Origin of the sequence: Sphingobacterium sp. JB170 (assembly GCF_900163865.1) — a bacterium.
Classification (GTDB): domain Bacteria; phylum Bacteroidota; class Bacteroidia; order Sphingobacteriales; family Sphingobacteriaceae; genus Sphingobacterium.
The window spans coordinates 53016-77462 of sequence record NZ_FUKU01000057.1 but is presented as its reverse complement, the minus strand read 5'-3'; the positions used below and the strand labels follow the sequence as shown (position 1 = coordinate 77462).

General features: G+C 43.9%; 18 protein-coding genes. 17 read left to right on the top strand and 1 reads right to left on the bottom strand.

The genetic code is table 11. The annotated features are described in order from the left end of the window. The first annotated feature begins 284 nt into the window (after window positions 1-284). The 15 genes from rfbB to prfB all read left to right on the top strand — a co-directional run bounded on the left by rfbB (window position 285) and on the right by prfB (window position 21231). The gene (gene rfbB / locus FM107_RS14660; RefSeq protein ID WP_086949231.1) at window positions 285-1340 is read left to right on the top strand and encodes a dTDP-glucose 4,6-dehydratase; all 1056 of its coding nucleotides are present in this window, start codon (window positions 285-287) and stop codon (window positions 1338-1340) included. Window positions 1341-1395: 55 nt separating this feature from the next. Continuing rightward, window positions 1396-1965, top strand: a complete 570-nt coding sequence (gene rfbC, locus FM107_RS14655; protein WP_086949230.1) for a dTDP-4-dehydrorhamnose 3,5-epimerase — start codon at window positions 1396-1398, stop codon at window positions 1963-1965. Window positions 1966-1984: 19 nt separating this feature from the next. Continuing rightward, the gene (gene rfbD, locus FM107_RS14650; protein ID WP_086949397.1) at window positions 1985-2851 is read left to right on the top strand and encodes a dTDP-4-dehydrorhamnose reductase; all 867 of its coding nucleotides are present in this window, start codon (window positions 1985-1987) and stop codon (window positions 2849-2851) included. Between the two features lie 3 nt (window positions 2852-2854). Then, window positions 2855-3715, top strand: a complete 861-nt coding sequence (gene rfbA / locus FM107_RS14645) for a glucose-1-phosphate thymidylyltransferase RfbA (protein WP_086949229.1) — start codon at window positions 2855-2857, stop codon at window positions 3713-3715. Window positions 3716-4072: 357 nt separating this feature from the next. Then, complete coding sequence (locus FM107_RS14640; protein WP_086949228.1) at window positions 4073-4651, top strand: RNA polymerase sigma factor; 579 nt, start codon at window positions 4073-4075, stop codon at window positions 4649-4651. Between the two features lie 78 nt (window positions 4652-4729). Then, a complete protein-coding gene (locus FM107_RS14635) occupies window positions 4730-5878 on the top strand; it encodes a FecR domain-containing protein (protein WP_086949227.1) in 1149 nt (382 codons plus the stop codon). Window positions 5879-6082: 204 nt separating this feature from the next. Beyond that, entirely contained in the window at window positions 6083-9355 is a 3273-nt protein-coding gene (locus FM107_RS14630; protein ID WP_179204503.1) for a TonB-dependent receptor, read from the top strand. A 10-nt stretch (window positions 9356-9365) separates the two neighbouring features. Continuing rightward, window positions 9366-11036: a RagB/SusD family nutrient uptake outer membrane protein gene (locus tag FM107_RS14625; RefSeq protein ID WP_179204502.1), complete on the top strand. Its 1671-nt coding sequence runs from the start codon at window positions 9366-9368 to the stop codon at window positions 11034-11036. A gap of 39 nt (window positions 11037-11075) precedes the next feature. Beyond that, window positions 11076-12680 (top strand): FAD-dependent oxidoreductase, encoded by a 1605-nt coding sequence (locus tag FM107_RS14620; RefSeq protein ID WP_218779010.1) that lies wholly within the window; start codon window positions 11076-11078, stop codon window positions 12678-12680. Window positions 12681-12865: 185 nt separating this feature from the next. Further along, window positions 12866-13213: a hypothetical protein gene (locus tag FM107_RS14615; protein ID WP_143559504.1), complete on the top strand. Its 348-nt coding sequence runs from the start codon at window positions 12866-12868 to the stop codon at window positions 13211-13213. 157 nt (window positions 13214-13370) lie between these two features. Further along, a complete protein-coding gene (locus FM107_RS14610) occupies window positions 13371-16469 on the top strand; it encodes a SusC/RagA family TonB-linked outer membrane protein (RefSeq protein ID WP_086949222.1) in 3099 nt (1032 codons plus the stop codon). A gap of 20 nt (window positions 16470-16489) precedes the next feature. Next, window positions 16490-17938: a RagB/SusD family nutrient uptake outer membrane protein gene (locus FM107_RS14605; RefSeq protein WP_086949221.1), complete on the top strand. Its 1449-nt coding sequence runs from the start codon at window positions 16490-16492 to the stop codon at window positions 17936-17938. A gap of 14 nt (window positions 17939-17952) precedes the next feature. Next, entirely contained in the window at window positions 17953-19200 is a 1248-nt protein-coding gene (locus FM107_RS14600; protein WP_143559503.1) for a hypothetical protein, read from the top strand. Between the two features lie 479 nt (window positions 19201-19679). Next, window positions 19680-19880, top strand: coding sequence for a hypothetical protein (locus tag FM107_RS19400; protein ID WP_143559502.1), 201 nt, complete (start codon window positions 19680-19682; stop codon window positions 19878-19880). A 267-nt stretch (window positions 19881-20147) separates the two neighbouring features. Next, a protein-coding gene (gene prfB, locus FM107_RS14590) for a peptide chain release factor 2 (RefSeq protein ID WP_143559501.1) occupies window positions 20148-21231 on the top strand; the annotation gives its coding sequence in 2 pieces (ribosomal slippage) (window positions 20148-20207 and window positions 20209-21231; 1083 coding nt in all). 83 nt (window positions 21232-21314) lie between these two features. On the opposite strand, the gene dcd is transcribed toward prfB, so the two are convergent. Further along, window positions 21315-21851: a dCTP deaminase gene (gene dcd / locus FM107_RS14585; RefSeq protein ID WP_086949218.1), complete on the bottom strand. Its 537-nt coding sequence runs from the start codon at window positions 21849-21851 to the stop codon at window positions 21315-21317. Window positions 21852-22543: 692 nt separating this feature from the next. Between dcd and FM107_RS14575 the strand changes: the two genes are divergently transcribed. Together FM107_RS14575 and FM107_RS14570 are read left to right on the top strand one after the other, a co-directional pair. Next, window positions 22544-23185 (top strand): 4'-phosphopantetheinyl transferase superfamily protein, encoded by a 642-nt coding sequence (locus FM107_RS14575; protein WP_086949216.1) that lies wholly within the window; start codon window positions 22544-22546, stop codon window positions 23183-23185. Window positions 23186-23470: 285 nt separating this feature from the next. Further along, window positions 23471-24301, top strand: coding sequence for a UDP-2,3-diacylglucosamine diphosphatase (locus FM107_RS14570; RefSeq protein WP_086949215.1), 831 nt, complete (start codon window positions 23471-23473; stop codon window positions 24299-24301). Window positions 24302-24447: the final 146 nt, after the last annotated feature.

Here is a 24447-nt window from a genome sequence, read left to right as displayed (position 1 = left end):
TATTTTACTTGATACCCAACTAAATAAAAGAAAGTTTTAACGTTTAATTTTTCTGATGTTTCTTTCGTTATATTCGTAACAATTGATAATGTGTTCTTTTGGTGCGCTATAAAACATGCCCATTTCGTAATTTTCGTCTAATCAAAACGGGCGACACGGGTTGTGGCACAAAGAGGGGGTGGTAACTATTTTAGCATAGACGATCGTTTTAACTATATTTGTTTTTCAGTGTTAGAAGTACGGGTGGCCTTTGTAATTTTAGTTACCTACCGAAACTAAACTTTATGAATAAAAAAGTTATACTAATCACCGGAGGAGCCGGGTTTATAGGCTCGCACGTCGTGCGAGAATTTGTTCGTAAGTATCCGGATAACCATATTATCAATCTCGATGCATTGACATATGCGGGGAATTTGGAGAATTTGCTTGACGTGCAACAAGCACCGAATTATACGTTTGTTAAAGCAGATATCACCGATGCCGCGCATATCTTAGCCTTATTTCGTACCTACAGGCCCGATGGAATTATTCACTTAGCCGCCGAATCGCATGTCGATCGCTCGATAGAAAGCCCTCTTTCCTTTGTAACGACCAACGTGATTGGTACGGTAAATTTGCTCAATGCGGCAAAAGATATTTGGCAGAACGATTTCGACGGTAAACGTTTTCACCATGTTTCGACCGATGAAGTATACGGCAGCTTAGGAGAAACGGGACTGTTTACCGAAACGTCCGCATATGATCCTCATTCGCCTTATTCGGCATCCAAGGCATCCTCCGATCATTTTGTTCGAGCGTACCACGATACCTACGGTTTACCTGTAGTGCTCACCAACTGCTCGAATAATTACGGTCCTAACCATTTCCCCGAAAAGCTTATACCGCTGTGTATTAACAATATTTTGAGCAACAAGCCGATCCCGATATACGGAAATGGCAAGTACACGCGCGACTGGTTGTACGTGATCGATCATGCCCGAGCGATAGATCTTGTGTACCATAAAGGAAACAACGGAGAATCGTATAATGTGGGTGGTTTTAATGAATGGCAGAACATTCAATTGGTCGAAGAACTCTGCCGACAGATGGATGAAAAATTGGCGCGCGAACCAGGAACATCACAAAAGCTTATTACTTTTGTCAAAGATCGGCCGGGTCACGATTTACGATATGCCATCGACGCAGGTAAGATTCATCGTCAGTTGGGCTATGCTCCGTCAGTCAGTTTCGAAGAAGGCTTAGGGCTGACCATCGATTGGTTTTTAAGCAATAAAGCCTGGCTTGAGCACGTAACTTCTGGGCAGTATCAACAATACTATCAAAAACAATATAAAAAGTAATACCCCAAGGCTTGCTATTCGTGTGGTTATCACTGCAAGCCATATAAATACTAAAATGAAAGCGACACAAACTAAACTACAAGATTGTTATATACTTGAACCCACAAAGATTGGTGATTCTAGAGGTTACTTTTTCGAAAGTTTCAATTCGCAGAAGTTCACTCAGCTAACGGGCTTACAGGTGAATTTTGTGCAGGATAACCAATCTTTTTCTACTAAAGGGGTTCTTCGTGGGTTGCACGCCCAGGCAGGCGGGCATGCTCAGGCAAAAATCGTGCGTGTGCTCGAAGGTAAAGTGCTTGATGTTATAGTCGATGCCCGTGCGGATTCTCCCACATTTGGTCAGCATGAAGCAATTGAACTTAGCGCCGAAAATAATCTGCAGGTTTTTATCCCACGAGGATTCCTTCACGGATTTGTTGTATTGAGTGATACGGCTACGTTTTTTTACAAATGTGATAACATTTACAACAAGGAATCCGAATGCGGAGTTCAGTTCGACGATCCCGCATTAGGGATCGATTGGAAGCTCGATAACAGTGTGCTGAAAATCTCTGAGAAAGATAAAATATTACCCACGTTTGAAGAGGTTTTTGGTAGTAAAAAGGTTTTTAATTGGAAATAACAAAGTAAAAGCAGGCACCATGAAGATACTGGTTACAGGAACTAGCGGACAGCTCGGTACCGCTCTTAAATCGATACTTGAGCAGCGTGATGATATACAGTCCTTTTTCCTCTCCAGGAAGCAACTGCCGCTTGAACATACGGAGATTTTGCAGGACATGTTAGGCATGTACCAGCCTGATATCATTATACATGCAGCTGCCTATACCGCGGTGGATAAAGCCGAATCAGAGGCCGCACTCGCCGACAGGATCAATCATCTCGCTTGCGAAGAGATCGCTCAGTACTGTCGCCTGCATGGTGCACGCATGATTGGCGTTTCGACAGATTATGTATTCGACGGAACAGCGATCGCACCACAGTCTGAGAATGCCCCTGTAAATCCGATAAATGTATATGGCAAAACGAAGCTTTTAGGTGAATACGCTATTCAGAAATGGGCGCCGCAGTATATGATTATCCGTACGTCTTGGGTGTATTCCCTGACTGGTAGTAATTTTGTGAATACCATGTTACGCCTGCTTGGTGAGCGCGATGCCATTTCGGTCGTTGATGATCAGATCGGCGCACCAACGTATGCCCAAGATCTAGCTGTGGCAATTGTTCACCTCCTTGAGGCTACCAAATGGGAGAACGGTATATACAACTACAGTAATCAAGGTGCTATTTCGTGGTATGACTTTGCTTGTGCAATTAAGGAGATAAGTGGGGCCGAATGTGCGATCACCCCGATATCGACAGCGCAGTACCCCACTGCGGCCCGGCGGCCAGCGTACGCTGTATTAGATACGACCAAAATACGCGCTCGGGGAATTGCCGTTCCACACTGGCGCGATAGTTTAGCACTTTGTTTAGCCCAATTAAATAGCGATACTCAAATAAGATAGTGTATGAAAGGAATAATATTAGCCGGCGGATCAGGCACACGATTGTACCCCCTAACATTAACTGTATCCAAGCAGTTGATGCCCGTTTATGATAAGCCGATGATCTACTACCCGCTATCCACCCTCATGCTAGCGGGGATTAACGATATCATGATCATCTCCACACCCGAGGATTTGCCTAATTTCCAAAGGTTGCTGGGTGATGGCTCACGCCTTGGATGCACCTTTACGTACAAAGAACAGCCCGCTCCCGAAGGTTTAGCGCAGGCATTTGTATTAGCTGCAGATTTTATAGCGGGCGATAAAGTAGCATTAATATTAGGTGATAATATTTTCTATGGGTCGGGGCTATCCCAGCTTTTGCAATCGTGCATTGAGATCGACGGAGGCTGTATTTTTGCGTACCAGGTGCAGGACCCCGAGCGGTACGGTGTGGTGGAGTTCGATGAAAGCAATCTTGTGATTTCCATCGACGAGAAACCCCAATTTCCGAAGTCAAATTACGCGGTTCCCGGCCTGTATTTCTACGACAACGATGTGGTAGAAATTGCTAGGTCAATCACTCCTTCAACCCGTGGGGAGCTCGAAATCACAGATGTCAATAAAGAATATTTGAAACGCGGTAAATTAAAGGTGCGCGTCTTTAATCGAGGGACCGCTTGGCTTGATACAGGGACGATACAATCGCTCATGCAGGCGGGGCAGTTTGTACAGGTGATTGAAGAGCGTCAAGGAATGAAAATTGGCGCCATTGAAGAGGTTGCATATCGTATGGGATATATTGACGAAAAGCAGCTCTTAGCGATCGCAGAAACACTCGTGAAAAGTGGTTATGGAACGTATTTACGCAGTCTGGTTGGTTAGGTATATCTGCAAAACAATTTTTAAATTGCACTAATACGCATTGTCTTTTTTTGTTGTTTCGTGCACCCGCGGTTACGCGGGCAATAAAGCGGTACGTCTGGCCATTGCTGTCCGTTGGTCCTAGCTGTATTTGTGCTTATGTTACGCAAGAGTCACCACGTAGAGGACAATGGTTAAAAAAGTAAAGGCTGGGCTATAGCCAATATTCCCCAATTGCAATCATTTTATTGTTCATTTAACAGGGGACGTGCGTAGTGATGTTTCTTCTGTATGAGGCTATATTACCTTTTCTTTAAATTTTACGGCGGGATACCTATTATCCTAAATAATATGTAATTTAACTCGAAATTACCTTTGATGGCCCAAGAACCAATTATAGACGAACACGCTCTACTGCATAAACTCAGGCAAGGGGATGTTGTTGCTTTTGAGGCGATCTATCTTAGATATAGCGGGGTATTATACAGTCACGCTATCAAACAGCTTCGAGATCAGGATAGCGCAAAAGATATTGTTCAGGACATCTTTATGAATCTTTGGAAAAACCGAGCAGATCTTCTGATTACTGGAGCTTTATCTTCGTATTTGTTTCAATCGGTTCGAAATCGAATAATCAATCTCAAGCTAAAAGACCAGCGCTATCAGGACTACATTTCCACTTTTTCTGCGTTTCTTATAGATTTTAAATCTGATACCGATCACCTGGTACGAGAAAAAATGTTAGCCGAATTGATCGATGCAGAAATTGCATCGCTGCCGCCAAAAATGAAGAGAGTGTTCGAGCTTAGTCGAAAAGAAGGCCTATCACATAAAGAAATAGCCATACATCTACAAATAACAGAGCAGAGCGTTAGGAGCCACGTTAAGGGTGCTCTTCGCATACTTCGTCTTCGTTTCGGCGTTGTAATCCTGTCGATTTTCATGATCGGAATTTAATTTTAAAATTTTTCACCCCCCTACAGCGCTTACGATTGTCTTCCTATTAAACTACATTACACCCTGAAAGGGAAGACCTTGAAAAGAAAGCAAAATTTAAATACCAAAGAAATATTAGAACGGTACGTCAATGGAAAAAGTACCGAACAGGAATCTCGCTTGGTGGAGAAGTGGTATAATCAAACGCGTAGCAGTGATCATCATTTTGATACCGAGCTCGCCCACCGACACCTGGCTCAGGTGTGGAAAAATCTAGATCCATCCCGAAAAAAAACGAACGTTGTTGGCTTTAAAAAGATTGCTTTGGGCGCTGCTTGCCTCGCGGTGCTCCTTGGGGTAGGGATATACCTTGCGAACAAATACATTCCAGTAGGAAATAGGGTGACCGAACGAACTATGCAACAACAGGCTAATTCAGTCAATCAGGCAATATTGACCCTCGCCGATGGCAGCATCATAAAATTAGATAGCCTTCAAGCTGGGCAGCGTGTATCGCGAGCAGGTATTATGATTACTAAACAGGCGGATGGTACGCTGGTCTATCAGGCCGATAACAGCGATGTATCACCAGGCCAAGCCAAATTTAATACCATCACCACGCCGCGTGGTAAGCAATATACCATACTATTACCGGATCATTCTACCGTATGGCTTAATGCTGCGTCAACGATACGTTTTCCTGTCGCATTTTTGGAAACTCGTCGGGAGGTAGAACTCTCCGGAGAAGGTTTTTTTGAGGTTGCCTCAGATCCCAAGAAGCCTTTCATTGTAACTTCCAAAAATCAGCAAACGATCGTAAGAGGAACGAAATTCAATATTAACGCGTATCCCAATGAGTCGAAAATGACAACAACACTCTTAGAGGGTTCCGTTTTAGTCAGTATTGTAGACGACCGAGGTGGTAACCAGAAACAGATACCATTGCAGCCGAATGAACAGCTAATCACGGAAGGACGGAAGTTTGAGAAGCTACGCGTAGATGCGCGGCATTTTGTCTCGTGGAAAGATGGGAAATTTATCTATGAGAATAGCCCGCTAGCAGCAGTCATGCTTCAGTTAGCCCGCTGGTACGATGTAGAGATTATCTATTTAGACGATATGGAGAATATATCATTCACAGGGTCACTCTCAAAGTCGGATGGAATAACTGACATACTTCGAAAGATATCGTTAACCGAAAGCGTGCATTTTGAAATTAAAGGAAGGAGGATTATGGTTACGCGTTAATACGAGCGGTGATCTCCAAAAGACCGGATTCCGATGACGACGGAACCCGGCGTTAATTTTGGTCTCATCAATCAAATTCAAACTACTACATTTTAACTTAATTATTTACCCAAAAATACATTCAAATATATGGATTATTATCATAATGTTGGAATGCGTCTGTTCAGGCGATATGCATATCCACTCATACGAAACAGGATTATTATGAGAATACAATTCGTAGCGATCGCATTTTTTGCATTGGTAATTCAACTACAAGCCTACGACTTAAAGGGCCAGCATTTGACATTGCAAGCGAAAGATATGTCGTTGGAAAATGTACTCAAGGAGATCAAAAAGCAAACCTCCTATGATTTTTTGTACAACCCCAGGTTACTGCGCAAGCAGGCCGTTCCAGTAACGATTGAAAGTCGCCAGGATGCCTTAGCGGACGTGTTGATCGCAATTTTTGATAAACAACCCGCGCTAGCCTACATCATAGACGATCAAACGGTTATTGTTCGGCCAAAGCGGTCAAAGCGCTCGAACACCGACGCCGGTGCGTCGTTTCAACAGACGGTGAACGGTTCGGTAGTCGATCAGGCCGGACAAGCGCTCACGGGCGTTAGCATTTTAATAAAAGGAACGGTTAATGGCACGCTCTCAGATGACAAAGGGAACTACTCCCTGCAGGTACCACCGGCAAGCACTTTGGTCTTTAGCTTCGTAGGGTACCGGTCCCAAGAAGTATTGGTTGCTGACAGGACTGAATTAAATGTTGCCCTAACGATGAGCAGTGACGAGCTTTCCGAAGTAGTCGTTGTGGGGTATGGTGTACAGAAAAAAGTAAACCTAACCGGGTCCGTCTCCGCTGTACAGGGCGAGGAGATCGCGAAAAGGCCTGTGGGGCAAGCCTCTGCCGCATTGCAAGGCTTGGTGCCAGGGTTGACTGTTCGGCAGCAGTCCGGGCAGCCAGGCCGTGACGCGGGAAACCTATTGATTCGTGGGGTAGGCACGCTGGGGAGTGGGATGGGGCCGCTGGTACTTGTTGATGGAGTGGAGGCGAGTATCAACAATGTCGATCCCAATGATATCGAAAGTGTTTCGGTTCTGAAGGATGCTTCCTCGGCGGCTATTTATGGTTCTCGCGCCGCTGGAGGTGTAATATTAGTTACAACAAAACGTGCTAAAACGCCCGGAGTACAAGTCGATTATGGAACATACGGTGGATGGCAGTTGCCAACCGACCATACGGATTTTGTCGACGGGCTGGAGCACATGACCCTGATCAATGAAGCGTACACCAATACCGGGCGCGACCCTTTATACACCGATGCAGCGATCGCCGAATATGCATCGGGACGGCAGACCGACCCCGATCGTTATCCCGATACCGATTGGCAAAAACTAACGATGAAATCTAGTGGATTTATGCAAAATCACCATCTAGGGATTAGCTCTTCAACCGATCGTCTTAAAGTATTCGGATCGTTAAACTACATAGATCAAGATGGTATAATTGACAACACGAATTTTAAGCGTTACAGCCTTCGTTTAAACACAGACTTAAAAATCAGTGAAAAATGGAGCGCAGCAATGGACCTCTTTCTTTTGCGGAGCGACCTTACCGAGCCTGCATCAGGGACGTCAAATATACTCCATTGGATGCGTCGTATTCCAGCAAACCAACCGGGAATTTTTACCAATGGACAATATGGTGAGGGCTGGAATGGAGATAATCCTATGGCGAAAGCCAAAATCGGTGGATTAAATCAGGTACAGCCTATATCCTCTATTGCGAACTTAGATTTAAAGTATCAGCCCGTCGATTGGTTGAAAGTAAACCTCGTTTATTCTCCGAAATTTCAAACGGCACACAACAAAAAATTTGCCGACATCATACAAACGTACAACTGGGATGGTACAGAAAGTTATGCAAAACCAACGTTGAATTCGCTCTCGGAAAGCTACGAACATTTTTGGTATAACAATATACGAGCAGTCATTACATTTGACAAACAGATTGCGCAGAACCATCAATTAACGATACTTGGCGGATATCAGCAGGAAGATCAAAAAAACAATGAACTTTCGGCATATAGAGAAGTATTTCCGCTTCCCAACTTTCAAGAGATTGACGCGGGTAACAGGGAAAATGAACGTACAGGAGGTAACGCTTCTCACTGGTCTTTGCGTTCCTTTTTCGGACGTATAAACTATAATTACAAAGAGAAATATCTATTTGAAGCAAATGCGCGTTATGACGGATCATCTCGTTTTGCAACGCAAAACAAATATTCTTTCTTCCCTTCCTTCTCCGCCGGTTGGCGCGTGTCACAAGAACCCTTTATGGCCCCTTTATCGCATGTGATAAGCGACATGAAGATTCGAGGATCATGGGGAAAGCTCGGAAACCAAGATATAGGTCTTTACCCATTTGCAGCTTTCGTTTCAATTGGTAACAATAACTACACCTTCGACGATCGCATATATACGGGTGCATCCCTGAATACGATGGCAAATCCGGGAATTCGATGGGAGACAACAACAGTAACTGACCTTGGGCTAGACCTTACGCTATGGTCGAAATTGAATATCACCGCAGATTATTTCTATCGCAAAACAACGGACATACTGCTTCAATTAGACATACCAAAGTCTATCGGTTTAGGTGCGCCGTATCAAAATGCGGGCATAATGGAGAATAAAGGATGGGAGCTTGCAGCGACCTACCGTGATCAGATTGACGAATTTAAGTACGGTCTAACCGTCAACTTATCGGATGTTAAAAATAAAGTCCTCGACATGCGTGGAGTTCAGCGGACAGGTCTTCAAGTAAATCATGAAGGATATCCCATGAACTCCTTGTACGGGTATGAGGCTATTGGCTACTTTACAGATCCGGCAGATGTGGAAAACCATGCCAAGCAATTTGGTTCTGTCGCCCCCGGAGACTTAAAATACAAAGACCAAAATGAGGATGGTAAGATCGACAATCAAGATGAGATCATCATGGGTAGTCACCTGCCTCGTTATACCTACAGTACGAATATTGATCTCGCTTTTAAAGGAGTCGATTTGTCGTTATTTTTACAAGGAGTCGGTAAAGCCAGCGGTTACCTCTATCGTCAAGGTATCATGCCATTTTATGAAGGCGGGACGGTACAGCAGCAACATAAAGACCGCTGGACACCCCAAAATACCGATGCCGCATTTCCCAGATTAGCATTCAATGAAATTAATAATATTCAAAACTCCACATTCTGGATGAAAAGTACCGCATACCTGCGGGTGAAGAATATTCAGATCGGATACACCGTGCCACTATCAGAAGGCGCCCAGGAGCACATCAAAGGGCTTCGGGTGTATGCTAGTGGTCAGAATCTCTTTACTTTCGATAATTACTGGGACGGCTATGATCCCGAAGGCCCTGTAGGTGATGGGTCATGGTATCCGCAAATGAAAGTGTATACCGTAGGATTGAATGTTAAGCTATAAACAAATTACCATGAAAAATAAATATTTTCTATATATAATGAGCATCTTCTGGATAATGATATTATCGTGTGATGATGAGTATTTGGAACGTTATCCCCTAGATAGCCCGTCAAACGAAACGTTTCTAACCAATGAAGCCGAACTAGAGATGGCTGTAACGGGCGTTTATAACGGTTTATGGTATTCTTTTTCTGGAACACCTTTCTCCCTTGTTTTAGACTATACTTCCGATATTGGATGGGACAGGAATACCAACGATATGCAGGTGCTCGCACTCGGTGTAGGGAATGCCGATAATACATTCGTTAGCGGTGTATGGCAGCATTTTTATGCGGGTATCTCGCGCTGCAATAATATTTTAGACAAAGCCGAGGCGATCCGTGATATTGTGCCTGAGAATAAATTTAACCAGCTCATAGCCGAGGTGCATTTTTTTAGAGCCTATTATTATTTCTATCTAAACGAACTGTACGGAGGGGTGCCTTTAGTGACCAATATGCTAACATTAGAAGAATCACAAACACCGCGTGCTAGCAAACAGGAGGTAACAGACTTTATTTTATCGGAACTAGATTTAGCGAAACCTTATCTTTTAAAAGATACCCACAGCACCAATAAAGGACGCGTGAATCTTGCCTCGGCGCTCGCCTTAAAGTCAAGAGTAGCCTTATATAACCAACGATGGGAGGTAGCCGCCGCTGCAGCAAAAGAGATTATGGATCTCGGTAGTTATACTTTACACGACGATTTTGGTGAACTATTCTCTTATGCAGGCGAACGTTCTAATGAGATAATTTTTAGCATTCAATACGAGGAAGGTTTGCAGGTGCATGCCATAGCTAATCAGTTTTTTTCACGTCTAGCGAAAGGTTTCTCTGGAAAAATTCCGGTTCAATCGATGGTAGACTCCTACGAATGTATTGATGGTAAATCGATCGATAAATCGGATTTGTTCAACCCCAAAAAACCGTTTGAAAATCGAGATCCGCGGTTGACTCAAACGATTGTATTGCCCCAGACAAAATTTATTGGCTACATGTTCGAAACACATCCCGATAGCGTGATGACGTGGAACTTTAACACCACACCTGCTACCCGCGTGTCAAATACAGATGTTACCAATGCCTACGCAACGTTTTCGGGGTACCTGTGGCGTAAATATGCAGATATTGCCGATCGGGATGCACCAGCGAAATCGGATATCGACATTATAGTATTTAGGTATGCTGAGGTATTATTGAATTATGCGGAAGCGAAAATCGAGGCAAATCAAATTGATCAATCAGTCTACGATGCAATTAATTTGGTGCGCCAACGTCCCTCTGTAGAAATGCCTGCGATTAAAGAAGGTATGACACAACAGGAACTACGTTCGAGGGTTCGCAAAGAAAGAAAATACGAATTAGCCGCCGAAGGGCTCCGCTTATTTGATATAAAACGCTGGGAGATAGCACATGAGGTAATGCCGGGAAAACTACGTGGGCGTATTCGCGGTGCGCTCCTGGCCGAAGCCCCGAGCATCGATGAAAATGGCACGCCTAATTATGATAACGTTTCCAACCAGGCGAAAATGAGAGTTATTGAGACCCGTACCTATGATGCAAGCCGAGACTATCTATGGCCAATACCTAGGCTCGAGATGGAAGTTAACGCGAAATTAGAACAAAACCCTAACTATTAATTACGCCATCATTTGGTGATAAAAACTAAAAAAATAAACATGAGAGCATTTATCTTATTATACTTGAGCTGCTTGCTGGTGCCAATGGCATCACTTGCTGAATCCGCAACTAAACATTATGATATTGTAATATATGGAGCAACCTCCGCAGGTGTTGTTGCCGCACATACCGCTGCAAAAATGGGGAAAACGGTTGTGTTAATTGCTACTGATACTCATATCGGTGGTTTATCCTCTGGTGGTCTTGGTCAGACAGATATCGGTAATAAATTCGTTATTGGTGGTTTGTCACGCGAATTTTATAAGCGACTTGGAGCGATATATGGAGAAGCGGAGACGTGGCAATTTGAACCCAGCGCCGCTTCGAAAGTCTTTGATGATTACATAAAGGAGGCAAATGTGCCCATCATCATGAACAAAAGAATTCAAAGCGTTGATAAGGAAAATACAACAATCAAATCAGTGACTTTGGTCAATACGCTCGGTTCGAGCTTAAAAAAGCAGGAGATTACAGGCGAAATATTCCTAGACTGCTCCTACGAGGGGGATTTGCTCGCCATAGCAGGAATTTCTTATACCGTAGGCAGAGAAGACAACAGCAAGTATAATGAAACGTACAGCGGATTTCACCTGCCGGTTTACCGGAAGACCTCCGGCTACCATCAATTTCCAGACAATGTCAGCCCGTACAAAATTCCAGCAGACACGACCAGTGGTTTTCTTTGGGGGATCAGTGATAAACAGTTTGTCGAAAATGGAACAGGAGATAAAGGGGTGCAAGCTTATAACTTCCGCATATGTTTGACCGACAGTGTGGAGAATATGATTCCCATTACGAAACCTAAAAATTATGATGCTAAAAAATATGAGCTTCTGATACGTTTATTTCAAGCGCAGCCTAATGACCGTAAGATCAGTAGTTACTTCATTTGGACTAAAATGCCTGGTCGCAAAACGGATGTGAACAACCGTGGGGCGTTTTCCACCGATATGATCGGTGAGAATCATAACTGGCCAGAGGCATCTTTTGCCGAGCGTAAAAAGATATTCGAAAAGCATCTTGAATACACCAAAGGGTTGCTTTACTTTTATGTGAGCGACGATCGTGTGCCTGCGGAGCTCCGCGATTTTGTCTCTAAATGGGGATATCCTAAAGATGAATATGTTGATAATAATAACTTCACTCCACAGCTATATATTCGTGAAGGTCGACGTATGGTAGGTGAGTATGTCATGACTGAAGATAATGTGACAGGAAAACAGGTGGTGAGCGATCCGATTGGTATGGCGGCCTATAATATGGATAGCCATAACGTTAACCGTTTGGTTGTAAACGGGATGGTTAAAAATGAAGGAAATGTAGAGATCGGTGGATTTAAACCCTATCCAGTTTCTTACAAATCCATCACGCCAAAACGTTCGGAATGTACAAATCTATTGGTGCCGGTGTCGCTATCGTCCTCGCATATCGCTTTCGGTTCCATCCGGATGGAGCCTGTATTCATGCTTTTAGGAGAAAGTGCCGCCATCGCGGCGGTGCAGGCAATTGACGAAAAAACCACCGTTCAAAAAATTGATTACCCTACGCTTGAAAAAAGCCTTTTGGAAAATGGACAGATATTAAAGTATCAAAAACCAGAGTAATAGTGTGTGTTTAAAATGTGTGTAAGAGCCGAGATGTTTTTCTTGGCTCTTTGCTTTTTTTCGATTCGGCTTCTACCTTTTTTGTCCAAATTCTGGAATCTCTCTTTGTTTTAAGGAGATGAATAGTTAGATTTGTCGCGTATCGAAAGCAGATTATGAAATTCGGGAGATTATTTCTTTTAATCATGGCAATGGTTGTTCTCAGTAAACCATTCATCCCTGTTTTCTTTTATCTTACGAACATTCAGCAGATTACCGAGTACTTCTGTGTCAACAAAGATAAACCGATGTTGCACTGTGACGGTAAATGTTATCTTGCCCAAAAGATGGCCGAAGCGAGAGCGAAAGAAAAATCTGATCATGGGTCAACAAATTTTGTCGATTACAGTATTTTGCAAATCGATTGGATTGATTGTTTGTCGTTAAACTTCGTTTGCCCCCTAATGGTCGAAGGTCACACCCTTGGTTACCTCAGTTCCAATTACAAGTTTAATTTCCACTCAACTACTTATATGCCCCCTAGGGCTGCATAACATTCTTCTTTAGGACATAATTGGTTCTCGCTCGCGGGGCTGATTGACGATGATCCATTACTATGTTAAACTTTTTTATACAGGTATCTCCTTAGCACACTCGCGCTGAATTTATTTTATCATTGGCCGGCTACTAAGGATACATAAATCTGAATTTATGCAGGCGTTTTATAAACGTTATGGTGCTACAGGCACGATAATGATGCTGGTAACCCTATTTCTGATTAGAAATACAGCATTAGCTCAACAGACAGGGCTAAGGGGAGTTGTACAGGATAACGGTGGTATTCCGATAGGTGGTGCAACGATACAAAGTAAGAATAACCCATTGGCCAGCTGGCAAACCGATGCGCAGGGGCGTTATTTCATACCAAGCAAACCCGGTGAGACGCTGCTGGTGTCCAGCCTAGGGTACAAGTCTCAAGAATTTACCGTAGATGATCAAGAATTTATGCGTGTGATATTGTACCAACAAGCCAACCAGCTCGATGAGCTCGTTATTACCGCTTACGGCGCATCTTCGCGCAGAGCATTTACCGGATCGATGCAACACTTGCGCAGCGAAGCGCTAAGCAAAACGGCCGCCGCGAGCTTTGAAACGGCGCTACAGGGGAACGCCTCAGGTGTAAACATCTATACAACTGGACAACCTGGCGGTGCTTCTAACGTGCAGATACGAGGAGTGGGATCGATCAGTGGTTTGCGTGAACCGTTATATGTACTTGACGGCATCGTCATGAATGCAGATAACAACTCGCGAATTGGAGGCAATGGTGCGGTGACCAATGTCAATCCTCTTGTTTCGATTAATCCTGCTGATATTGAAAGTGTTACGGTTCTCAAGGATGCCGCTGCGGCATCCCTGTACGGCTCGCGCGCGGGGAATGGTGTGATCGTGATCACGACAAAGCAGGGACAGCGAGGCGAAACGCAGCTTGATTTTACCGCTCAAACAGGCGTATTGAGCAACCTCACCGGTGAGAAGACCATCACCAACGAAGCGTTTAAAGACCTGTGGGAGATGGGCCAGCTCAACAGTTATATTCAGAACGAACAAAATGCAGAGTACTTTAGGGTATACAATGACCCAGCTTTGTACGGGCAGTACCAAGCCAAAGCGCAAAAAGATTACCGCGCGGTTTACGGCTCGGAACTTGTAAACTCCGATTGGCTCGATGCTATTTACCGTACGGGTGTGAACCAGCGTTATTCCATGTCCGCTAGTGGTGGCGGGGAATTCTCCAAGTTTTATCTCTCGGGCGACTATCTAAACCAAAAAGGTACACTAATCCGTGCCGATCTGGATCGTAAGTCGGCACGTCTTAATTTGCAGAATCAGGCGAAAACGTGGCTTTCGATCGGGGCCAATCTCTCGGTGGCTAGTTCCAAGCGAAATTCGGGACAGTATGATGGCGATTATGTAGGCGGGCTCAATCCGCTATATATGGCCCGGGTACTTCCACAAGCGGCACCGATCTGGGATGAAAATGGATACATGGGTATTGCCGATCTACCCAATCAGATAGAAAAAAATGCAAACCCGATCGGCGTGATTCAGGTTGGGGAGTACCTAAACAAAGACGTGCGTCTGCGCGGAAATGCATTTCTCGAACTCGCCTTACCCTACGATTTTACATTTAAGTCAACATTTGGTCTCGACCATCAAAGTTTAGATGAATCGCTTTACGACAATAAAGAGTTCGGTGCTGGAGGTGGGGAGTGGAATGGTGTACTGTACGTTGCCCAGGGGCAGGTTCTGCAGACGACTTCCTCTAGCCAGCTGGTATACAAGAAACATTTTGCAGCACATCAAATTGACGCCCTGCTTGGTTTTGAATCGCAGCAGTCGAATATGAAATCGATCAATAATTCGGGATACGATATCCTTGATAGTGAACTCTTGTCCTCGAGCAGTATCGGAACTTTATGGTCCTGGAATGGCAAGTCCGAAGATTATTCGCTTTTATCGTATTTCAGTAGAGTGAATTATGCACTTAAGGATACCTATTACCTTTCGGCGAGTCTGCGTAAAGATGGCTCTTCGCGTTTTGGCGTAAATTCACGGTGGGGAACTTTTTGGTCTGTATCAGGGGGCTGGGTGCTTTCCCAGGAACCGTTTCTCGTGGATTCTCCTATTTCATTCTTGAAGATTAGAGGTAGCTACGGCACCAACGGGAATTTACCATCTGAGTATTATGCCTCGCTGGCATTCTTTACAACAGCGGGCAAAAGCTACGCGCAACAGTCTGGGCTATCCTACGGGCAGATTGCCAACCCAGATCTTTCTTGGGAGCTAAGCCGGAATGGAAATATCGGGGTCGATATGCGTATAGGTGAAAAAATTGATTTTACCGCTGAATATTACCACAAGACGACCGACGACTTGCTGTTAAACGTGCCCGTATCGCTGACCACCGGTTTTAGCAACCAGTTACGAAATTATGGACAAATGGTTAACCAAGGATGGGAACTCTCGCTTCGCTACTCGCCCTTTAACACCCCTGATTTGCACTGGAACGTGGGAGTGAGAGCGGCACTGCTAAGCAATGAAATTACCAAACTTAGCGCAGACATTATACCCACATACGATGCTGCCAATGGTCAAAATCCAATAATAACAAAAGTAGGCGAGAGCTTTAATTCATTTTATTTGCGCGAATACGCGGGCGTGAGTGATAAAAATGGACTTGCCGAGTACTATGTTCTTGAAGAAGGGAAGCGTACCGGGGCGATAACAACGGATGCGCAGCAGGCCGGTTTTGGCGTATTTGGCAGCGCACTGCAAAAAGTACACGGGGGGATTTCCAGCGATTTTCGATATAAGAAATGGGATATTTCGGTGCTATTTACCTATGGCATAGGGGCGAAAGCCTACGACCGAACAGCCTTTAAGCGCGATGACGATGGGTTTTATCCGCAGTTTACCAGTACGCAGGCGCAGCTCGATCCATGGACGCCATTTAATGCCAATGCCAGCGTACCCATACGCATCAATGGTAACAGCAGTTTTTCCAACGATGTCTCCACGCGCCACCTCCATAGTGGTGATTATTTGAAGCTCCGCAATCTACGCATTGGATATAATATCCCAACAAACAGATACCTGCGCGCAGCCAAAATCTATGTGCAGGGGGATAACTTGTTGCTATGGACGGAACTTAATGATTATGATCCCGAAGCGGTTGTAAGTGGCGTGAATTTATTTCAAACACCAACGGCCCGTAGCTTCATGCTAGGGATACAGTTTAGTATTTAACCGATTAGAACTTACGGACTATGTACAGATTTTTTACTTATACGATATTACTTGTCAGCTTGCTTAGCACGAGTTGCGACAAAGATTTTTTGAACCAAACGCCGGACGATGTAATTTCGGAGGATTTGGTCACCGGCTCGGTCGATAAATTGGATCGCTTGTTAAGCGGGTCGTATAATGAGATCTCTTCGCCAAACTACCTGGGACGCCTTTTACAAAAGCGAGCTGCGGTGAAGAGCCCCGATTTTCGCTTCGTACAGACTATATATAATCCCCGAAACTACGAACAAATCGAATACCGCTACGAAGAGAGTGCTAACAACAATGGTTCCGCGGCAGATTTGTGGCAGCAGTGCTACAAGATAATAGGCAATCTCAACCTCATTGTTACTTATATCGATCAAGCCGAAGGTGACCCGCTGCTTGCCCGAAGAGTAAAAGCGCAGGCGTATGCCTTGCGCGCCATGGTCTATTTTGATTTAGCACGTACTTTTGCGTATCCCTGGATAAAAGATGGTGGCGCCTCCCAGGGGCTCCCCCTAAAGCTGGCTCCACAGAGCGAAGTAACCGATCGGAGTACCCTGGAGCAAACATTTAACCAGATACTCTCCGATTTTCAGCTTGCCGAATCGTTTTTTACGACTAAAACGGACAGCGATGATGATCCCAAATACATAGATCGGACCGCTATTTATGCTCTCCGCGCTCGTGTATACCTGTATAAACAGGACTGGGCTAATGCGCTCGCCGAGGCACAAAAAGTATTTTTGGTGCTACCCGAGTCACGGTTAATGTCGAGGCAGAATTATAACTTTCGCGACTTTAATTCCGAGTCCATCTTTGAGCTAAGCGTAAATGAGGATAACTCCGCTGGTAGTAATGGTCTAGGCGCGCAATTTGACTTTAATCGGGGTGGTCAGGGTGACGTGTTAGCTACGACTACTTTTGTCAACCTGTTGGAAACCTATTCGGGGGATCCCCGCGCCGCGTTCTTGGCTCAGGATAAAGAAGGGCAGAAGCATTCGTTCCTTAAATACGTCAACCGCAGCGGAGCTGCCGGCCTCAGCGTACATAATATCCCGGTAATACGTCTTTCTGAGGTTTTTCTGATTGCCGCTGAAGCCTGTGCCAACGGTGCAGCTGGCGGAGAAAAACAGGCGCTTGTCTATTTGAATGCTTTAATCGCCAACCGAACAGGTGATTTTCAGAAAGATAAGGCATTCGAAGCTGGGGATGCATTGCTAGCGCGTATTTATAATGAACGGCGCAAAGAGCTTGCTTTAGAAGGACATGAAATATACGATTTATTAAGGACGGGTAGGGCGGTCATTCGACCCGATGCGGATCATGTGAACACAGGCTTAAATACGAGAAACTTGAGTGTCGCACCCTTTTCTCCACAAATGATTTACCCGATCCCTGCCGCTGAGATCTCCGCAAGTGGGATGGAGCAAACAGAAGGATATTAAAAATGAAAAACAAGATGAAAATAATAAACCATATATACTGCTTAACGTACACGGCTGTACTGTTATTGACCTCGTGTAGTGATAGCGAAGTGAAAAATTCTGTTCATGAAAGCCCAGCAGAATTTATGACCATTCCAAATGTTACACTTCCTAACCTTCGCGCTGTAGGGGAGAAATTATATATGAGTTGGGTCGATACGGTATCCAATAAGCGCGAAGCGCAGCTGAAGATCGCAGAAATTAGTGATAATGTTCTACAACCGCCGTTAACCCTCGCCAGTAGCGATGAATGGTTCGTTAACTGGGCAGACTATCCTACAATAGCAGTGAATGGTGATTATATCCTCGCGCATTTTCTACAGAATGTTGAGGCAGATCATCGTATGGCTTATGATATAAAATTCGGCGTGCATGATATGACCAAGCCAGTAAGAACGTTTGAACGGTTGAATACAGACGAGACCGCGACCGAACATGGGTTTGTGTCAATGCTAGCCTTAACAGATACGTCCTTTTTCATTACTTGGCTCGACGGAAGGATGATGCAGAGTGGTCAGGACCATAGTCACAATCATAATCATCACGGTCGGCACGGTATGAATGTGCGGGCTGCTGAGATTAATCTAAAAGGACAAATAAGCAATGAGATTGTGCTCGATCAGATGGCTTGTACTTGTTGTCAAACCACCGCAGCATTGACCGCCAGTGGTCCCGTTGTACTGTATCGGGACTGCACAATCGATAACATACGAGATATCGTAATTACTCGTAAAATAGGTGAGCAGTGGACGGAACCCCGGCCAATACATCTGGACGGATGGAAAATTAATGGCTGTCCGGTAAACGGTCCTAAAGTTGACGCTTACCAGGACGATTTGGCGGTAGCTTGGTTCACCGGTGCGAATGGTGAACCAAAGGTTAATGTGTCATTTTCCGCTGACGCAGGGGCCACATTTAGCGAGCCTATTTCGGTTAGCCAGGGTGTGCCAATTGGTCGAGTGGATCTTGTGCTCCTGAACGCTGAACAAGCGCTTGTCAGTTGGATGGCCTCAACGGGTACAGAAACCTTTCTGTACGCACAAAAAATAGGGACAGACGGTATGAAAGGAAGGCCCGTTAAAATTGATACGGTGTCCGCAGACCGCAAGACGGGTTTCCCTCAAATGGAAGTCGTAAACGATCGGGTATACTTCGCTTGGACAATTCCGAAGGGCACAGCAAGCGATGTGAAAATAACCCATATGGCGGTCGATCAGTTTTAGGACAAATTTAATATTTGAGCTCATTGACATCGAAATCCGCGTTGGCTAAAAGAAGGACTATTGGTTTTCCGACCCTAAACTCGCTTTCTAGCCTTAATGTTCCATCTAGGCGCTCTACGACGCGTCTGACTAGACTGAGGCCAATACCGGCGCCCGAAAATGCTGGGACATTTGATGCTCGTTTAAAAGCGAATAATCTTTATGCCTTTTAATTTTACGACCGACAGACTTGCTTTTGGTGAAAGAATTAGTTCAAATTCTAAAGGGCATTCTCTAAAGCGAATAATTTACTTGAAAATACCTGTTAGAGGCACTGTTAAAACCCGTTATTCGTTTAAACCGCCTATTTACCAACAGGATAAAAAAAATTTTTTGACAAAATTTGAAACGAAATAGAAGTTAAATGGTTCATATGGTGTGCGTCGGCAACTTTTGCGGCACGTTATTATAAATAGAGGTTTAAACTAAAAAGAAGAGCCATGAAAAGAAAATTATTTTACGCAATAGCGATAACTTTTTGCTGTATGTTTTTTGCTTGCGGAAACCCAGAGAACAACGGCACAGAACGGATGGATGATATGGAAGAACCAATTGATGGCGTTGACCCGCTTGATACCATGCGTCGTGACAGCACCGATACCCTCGGCCAGCCGATGCCGACTACCCCGCCGATAAATTAGGAGATGGATTTATCTTTTTAGCAAAATAAGATGACAGATGTTTTTGTGTCATCTTATTTTCTATGACCACCATTATAATATAAACATATGGACACGAAGAAGCCTGGAAATCCCAAAGAGCTGTACCCTAAGCCACCATTTCCCCGGCAGACACAAAATCCTCCTGAGTAGCAACTCAAATGATCTCTGTTCCGGATTGTGGAGAACATACTTTTATCGCGAGAAGGTTTTTCTCTCAATATTAGTAGATAATCTTTACTTTTGGAGATGACCAAAGAACAACTACAAGACTTGAGGGACCGCGTTATGTCCCTGAGGAGGCATCTTTGACATCGATGTCAAAAAAGAAGAAATAGCGTCTCGAACAGCTATTAGCGTGCAACCTGACTTTTGGGATGATCCCAAAAGTGCCGAAAAACTGCTACATGAGATCCAAAATTTAAAGATCTGGACGGATCAGTTCGATCGTATTTCGTCCCTTGTCGAGGATGCTGAAACGATGTATGAATTTGTACAGTCTGGTGACGCCACGCAACAGGAGGCGGAGGAGCATTATCAAAAAGCTTTAATCGAAGTAGAAGAACTCGAATTCAAAAATATGCTGTCGGCCGAGGAGGACCAACTGGATGCGATTCTGCAAATTACTGCGGGCGCAGGTGGTACAGAATCCTGTGACTGGGCGTCTATGCTCATGCGTATGTACATCATGTGGGGTGAAAAGCACGGCTGCAAGGTCTCAGAGCAGGATTACCAAGAGGGAGAAGTGGCAGGAATTAAAACGGTGACCCTGCAGATTTCGGGCAATTTCGCTTATGGATATCTTAAAGGCGAGAATGGAGTCCATCGGCTAGTACGTATTTCTCCATTTGATTCGAATGCAAAGCGGCATACATCATTCGCCTCAGTTTATGTCTACCCCCTTGTCGACGATAACATTCAAATTGAAGTGAAAGACGCGGAAGTGGAATGGGATACCTTCCGTTCGGGAGGAGCTGGCGGGCAAAATGTGAATAAAGTGGAAACTGCTGTTCGACTGCATCACAAGCCTACCGGAATCATTATCAAAAACCAAGAATCACGCTCACAACTGCAGAACAAAGAGAATGCAATGCGTTTATTGAAGTCCCAATTGTATGAAATTGAAATGCGTAAGCGCCGCGAAGCGACGGCCATCATTGAAGGATCAAAGAAAAAGATTGAATGGGGCTCACAGATCCGTAATTATGTTCTTCACCCCTATAAACTTATCAAAGACTTACGTACAAGTCAAGAGACATCTAATACGCAAGCAGTATTAGATGGAGATCTAGACGAATTCTTAAAGTCTTATTTAATGGAGTTCGGTGGCTAATTGCGACGACTAGAATTTTCAAAAATAAACAAGGCGCTAGAGATTGTTCTTTAACGCCTTGTTTCGTGTAGTCAAAACGAAAGTTAGAAACTATTCTTCCACATCATACTTTCGACCGGACGGATAGTTTTGTTGTTATACTTTGCGTTGCCTTTGGTGTTATAGAGTGTTTCAATATCGCCTTCTACCACAAAGTAAATCAACTGACCAATCGGCATTCCTGCATAAATTCGCACAGGATGAGCGACCGAAATTTCTAATGTCCATGTGTTGCAAAAACCTACATCACCTTTACCGGCTGTCGCATGGATATCAATTCCTAGGCGACCGGTGCTGGACTTACCCTCCAGAAAAGGGACGTGGCTGTGGGTTTCCGTATATTCGACGGTAACGCCTAAATATAGCATTCCGGGTTGCAATACATATCCTCCTTCAGGTATCTCGAAATGCGCGATCTCATTATGTTTCTTCGCATCTAATATCTCGCTTGTATACGTCGCTAAGTACTTACTTAAGTGCACGTCGTAGGAATTTGTACCTAAACATTTTCGATCAAAGGGCTCAATAATGATCGATCCTTTTTCAATCTCTTCTAGAATTCTCTTGTCTGATAATATCATGTTACGATGTCAAAATCCTTGTTCTGATTTTTGGTTAAAACAAGATTTCAAAAATACACTATTGCTTCTATTCAGACAACTTTAATTTGGGGCACCTAAAATCGTCTTCGGCAGCTAGTGTAAGAGACTACGGTTCGCTTGTTAGGTTATCTGGACAAAGATATTAAAAACCCAAAACTGGTGGCATGGCTTTATGTAATTATGGAGAACGTGTACAAAAACAAATATCGCAAAATGCAAAAGCGAACCCCGTATGAAAGCTTTCAGGTATTTCTTTTAAAAATGGCGATTGCCAAGAGCCGGTCTCCTCAAATACCGTAGACGGTAAATTTGTTTCAGATGATTTTGCGAGAGCCACGGATAAATGACCTAAAGAAAATGCTGAACTTTTTTGCAATAATTGGAAGGGTACAAATACAGAGAGCTTGCCGAGCAATTGGATATGCCGCAAGGTACAGTAAAAACCAGCATTCACGGCAAGCGAAAGTTTCTACATATGCATCTGGTTGTATATAAGGAGTTTGGTAAGAGGATCTTGTTATTCATATTTTAAATTGTAATGTTTTGTGGTTGTTGCTGTAGCCCTGGCTGCCACGTAAAAATCAATTTATACCCAACAGGATGATAGGCGCGTGTAAACCCTACCCATCATACGATTTTGTAAGTTCGCTATTAACTTCTTACATTTAGTTATGGCATTAGTATATCTTAGGGAACTCAATGCGCAAACGAAGTTTGCAATATGGAAAATCGACGAAACGGCAGAACAGCTCCTAGCAAACTTGCAGCTAAATGCCGCAGAGGTTGACAAACTTGAACGTCTGCGTAAAGGGAAGCGTACGCTGCATTGGCTGGCTACGCGTGTGCTTCTTCGCTATCTGCTGCGCACTGATCGATATATCGCATGTCCTTCGGATGAAAATGGTAAACCTTTTCTTCCTGATTTTTCTTTCGAGATTTCGTTAACGCACTCGTACGATTATGCAGGTGTGCTCATTTCCAGCCAAGGTCCGTGTGGCATCGATTTGGAGATTATTAAAGATAAAATCCTGCGCATAAAAGAAAAATTTCTCTCTAAGCAGGAGCTAAGCTTCATCGGTGAGAGCGCTGTTGAACAGCTTTACGCTTGTTGGTGCGCTAAAGAAGCCGTCTATAAATTACAAGGTAACAAAGGCGTTTCATTCTTGAATGACATGCGTATCTTGCCTTTTGTCTACAAACCACAGGGCGTGATTACCCTTGAGCTTACAAAAGATGGTGTAGTAACCTCGTTCCAAGTTTACTATGAGAAATTCCAAGATTATATGCTCGGTTATGTGGTGGGGAATCCTTAGCCGCTCTATTGTCATGGCTTCGGTCTTCGATTCATTGCACTTTGAGCCGTCTGCCGCCCGTTAAAATGCTCGATTGGCGAGCCTCAGCGCATCCCGTACTATCGTCTGTACTTCTCTTCGAAGTATGGTGCAAATTGTGTTCAATAGATCGTGAATCATCATGTGATATTGTCCGTAATTTAATTTGTATATTCCGTATACAAGGATCATTAAAAACTTGATAATTTGTTAATTATGCAGTAATGATGTATTAATATAGATTATCGTACTTTGAAAAAAACCGATATGAAGCGAGACGTTGAACTAGTTGTAATCTCAGACGTGCATCTTGGAACATATGGATGCCGCTCCCGCGAGCTCATGCAATATTTGTCATCTATTAATCCAAAAAAGCTGGTTTTGAACGGTGATATCATTGATATCTGGCAATTCAGGAAAAGTTATTTTCCAGAATCACACTTAGGTGTATTGAAACATATTTTAGACCTCGCCTATCAAGATTGTGAGGTCACATACATAACGGGAAACCATGATGAGATGTTGCGTAAATTTGGTAAAATGCAGTTTGGCAACATTGCTTTAACAAATAGACTTTTACTGGAATTAAACGGCAAGAAAGTGTGGATCTTTCACGGGGATGTGTTCGACGCTTCAATTCAGCATACGAAATGGTTAGCAAAACTTGGTGGTTGGGGTTATGATCGATTAATTCAGCTGAATAATATTATAAATTGGATGCTTCTAGGCATTGGACGGGAGAAATATTCGCTTTCTAAGCAAATCAAAAACTCCGTGAAGAAGGCGGTCCGTTTTATTACTGATTTCGAGGAGACAGCTTCACACCTTGCAATTGAGAACTTATACGACTACGTGATTTGTGGACACATTCACCAGCCGCAAATACGTACTGTAGAAACGAAAAAAGGAAGCTGTGTGTATCTAAATTCGGGAGACTGGATTGAGAATTTAACAGCCTTAGAGTACAACAACGGCGAATGGAGCATGTTTCACTATGAAGAACACAAACACACTTTAGGGGAATACAAAGAGAACGCAGTTGCTTTTCGCCAAAATGTAGAGCAACTTTTAAATAATATTATCACCGATCAGCGGTAGTTATTTTTCGTCGTGATTTTAATAGATAGCGAATTGGTTGGGGATCGGCAAGCGGTGACATAACCATATAGACAAAGCTTGGCCTCGTCGGCAAGCACATATTTTGTTACGAAGTTTATTGACAAATCACCGTCGTGCGCTAGGTC

Excerpts from the sequence above, each read along its gene's own strand:
- FM107_RS19400 (WP_143559502.1), top strand. The coding sequence starts at position 19,680 with ATGAAAAGAAAATTATTTTACGCAATAGCGATAACTTTTTGCTGTATG.
- FM107_RS14605 (WP_086949221.1), top strand. The coding sequence starts at position 16,490 with ATGTACAGATTTTTTACTTATACGATATTACTTGTCAGCTTGCTTAGC.
- FM107_RS14625 (WP_179204502.1), top strand. The coding sequence starts at position 9,366 with ATGAAAAATAAATATTTTCTATATATAATGAGCATCTTCTGGATAATG.
- dcd (WP_086949218.1), bottom strand. The coding sequence starts at position 21,851 with ATGATATTATCAGACAAGAGAATTCTAGAAGAGATTGAAAAAGGATCG.
- FM107_RS14600 (WP_143559503.1), top strand. The coding sequence starts at position 17,953 with ATGAAAATAATAAACCATATATACTGCTTAACGTACACGGCTGTACTG.
- FM107_RS14575 (WP_086949216.1), top strand. The coding sequence starts at position 22,544 with ATGGCATTAGTATATCTTAGGGAACTCAATGCGCAAACGAAGTTTGCA.
- rfbA (WP_086949229.1), top strand. The coding sequence starts at position 2,855 with ATGAAAGGAATAATATTAGCCGGCGGATCAGGCACACGATTGTACCCC.
- rfbD (WP_086949397.1), top strand. The coding sequence starts at position 1,985 with ATGAAGATACTGGTTACAGGAACTAGCGGACAGCTCGGTACCGCTCTT.
- rfbB (WP_086949231.1), top strand. The coding sequence starts at position 285 with ATGAATAAAAAAGTTATACTAATCACCGGAGGAGCCGGGTTTATAGGC.
- FM107_RS14610 (WP_086949222.1), top strand. The coding sequence starts at position 13,371 with ATGCAGGCGTTTTATAAACGTTATGGTGCTACAGGCACGATAATGATG.
- FM107_RS14620 (WP_218779010.1), top strand. The coding sequence starts at position 11,076 with ATGAGAGCATTTATCTTATTATACTTGAGCTGCTTGCTGGTGCCAATG.
- FM107_RS14630 (WP_179204503.1), top strand. The coding sequence starts at position 6,083 with ATGAGAATACAATTCGTAGCGATCGCATTTTTTGCATTGGTAATTCAA.
- FM107_RS14615 (WP_143559504.1), top strand. The coding sequence starts at position 12,866 with ATGGCAATGGTTGTTCTCAGTAAACCATTCATCCCTGTTTTCTTTTAT.
- FM107_RS14640 (WP_086949228.1), top strand. The coding sequence starts at position 4,073 with ATGGCCCAAGAACCAATTATAGACGAACACGCTCTACTGCATAAACTC.
- FM107_RS14570 (WP_086949215.1), top strand. The coding sequence starts at position 23,471 with ATGAAGCGAGACGTTGAACTAGTTGTAATCTCAGACGTGCATCTTGGA.
- rfbC (WP_086949230.1), top strand. The coding sequence starts at position 1,396 with ATGAAAGCGACACAAACTAAACTACAAGATTGTTATATACTTGAACCC.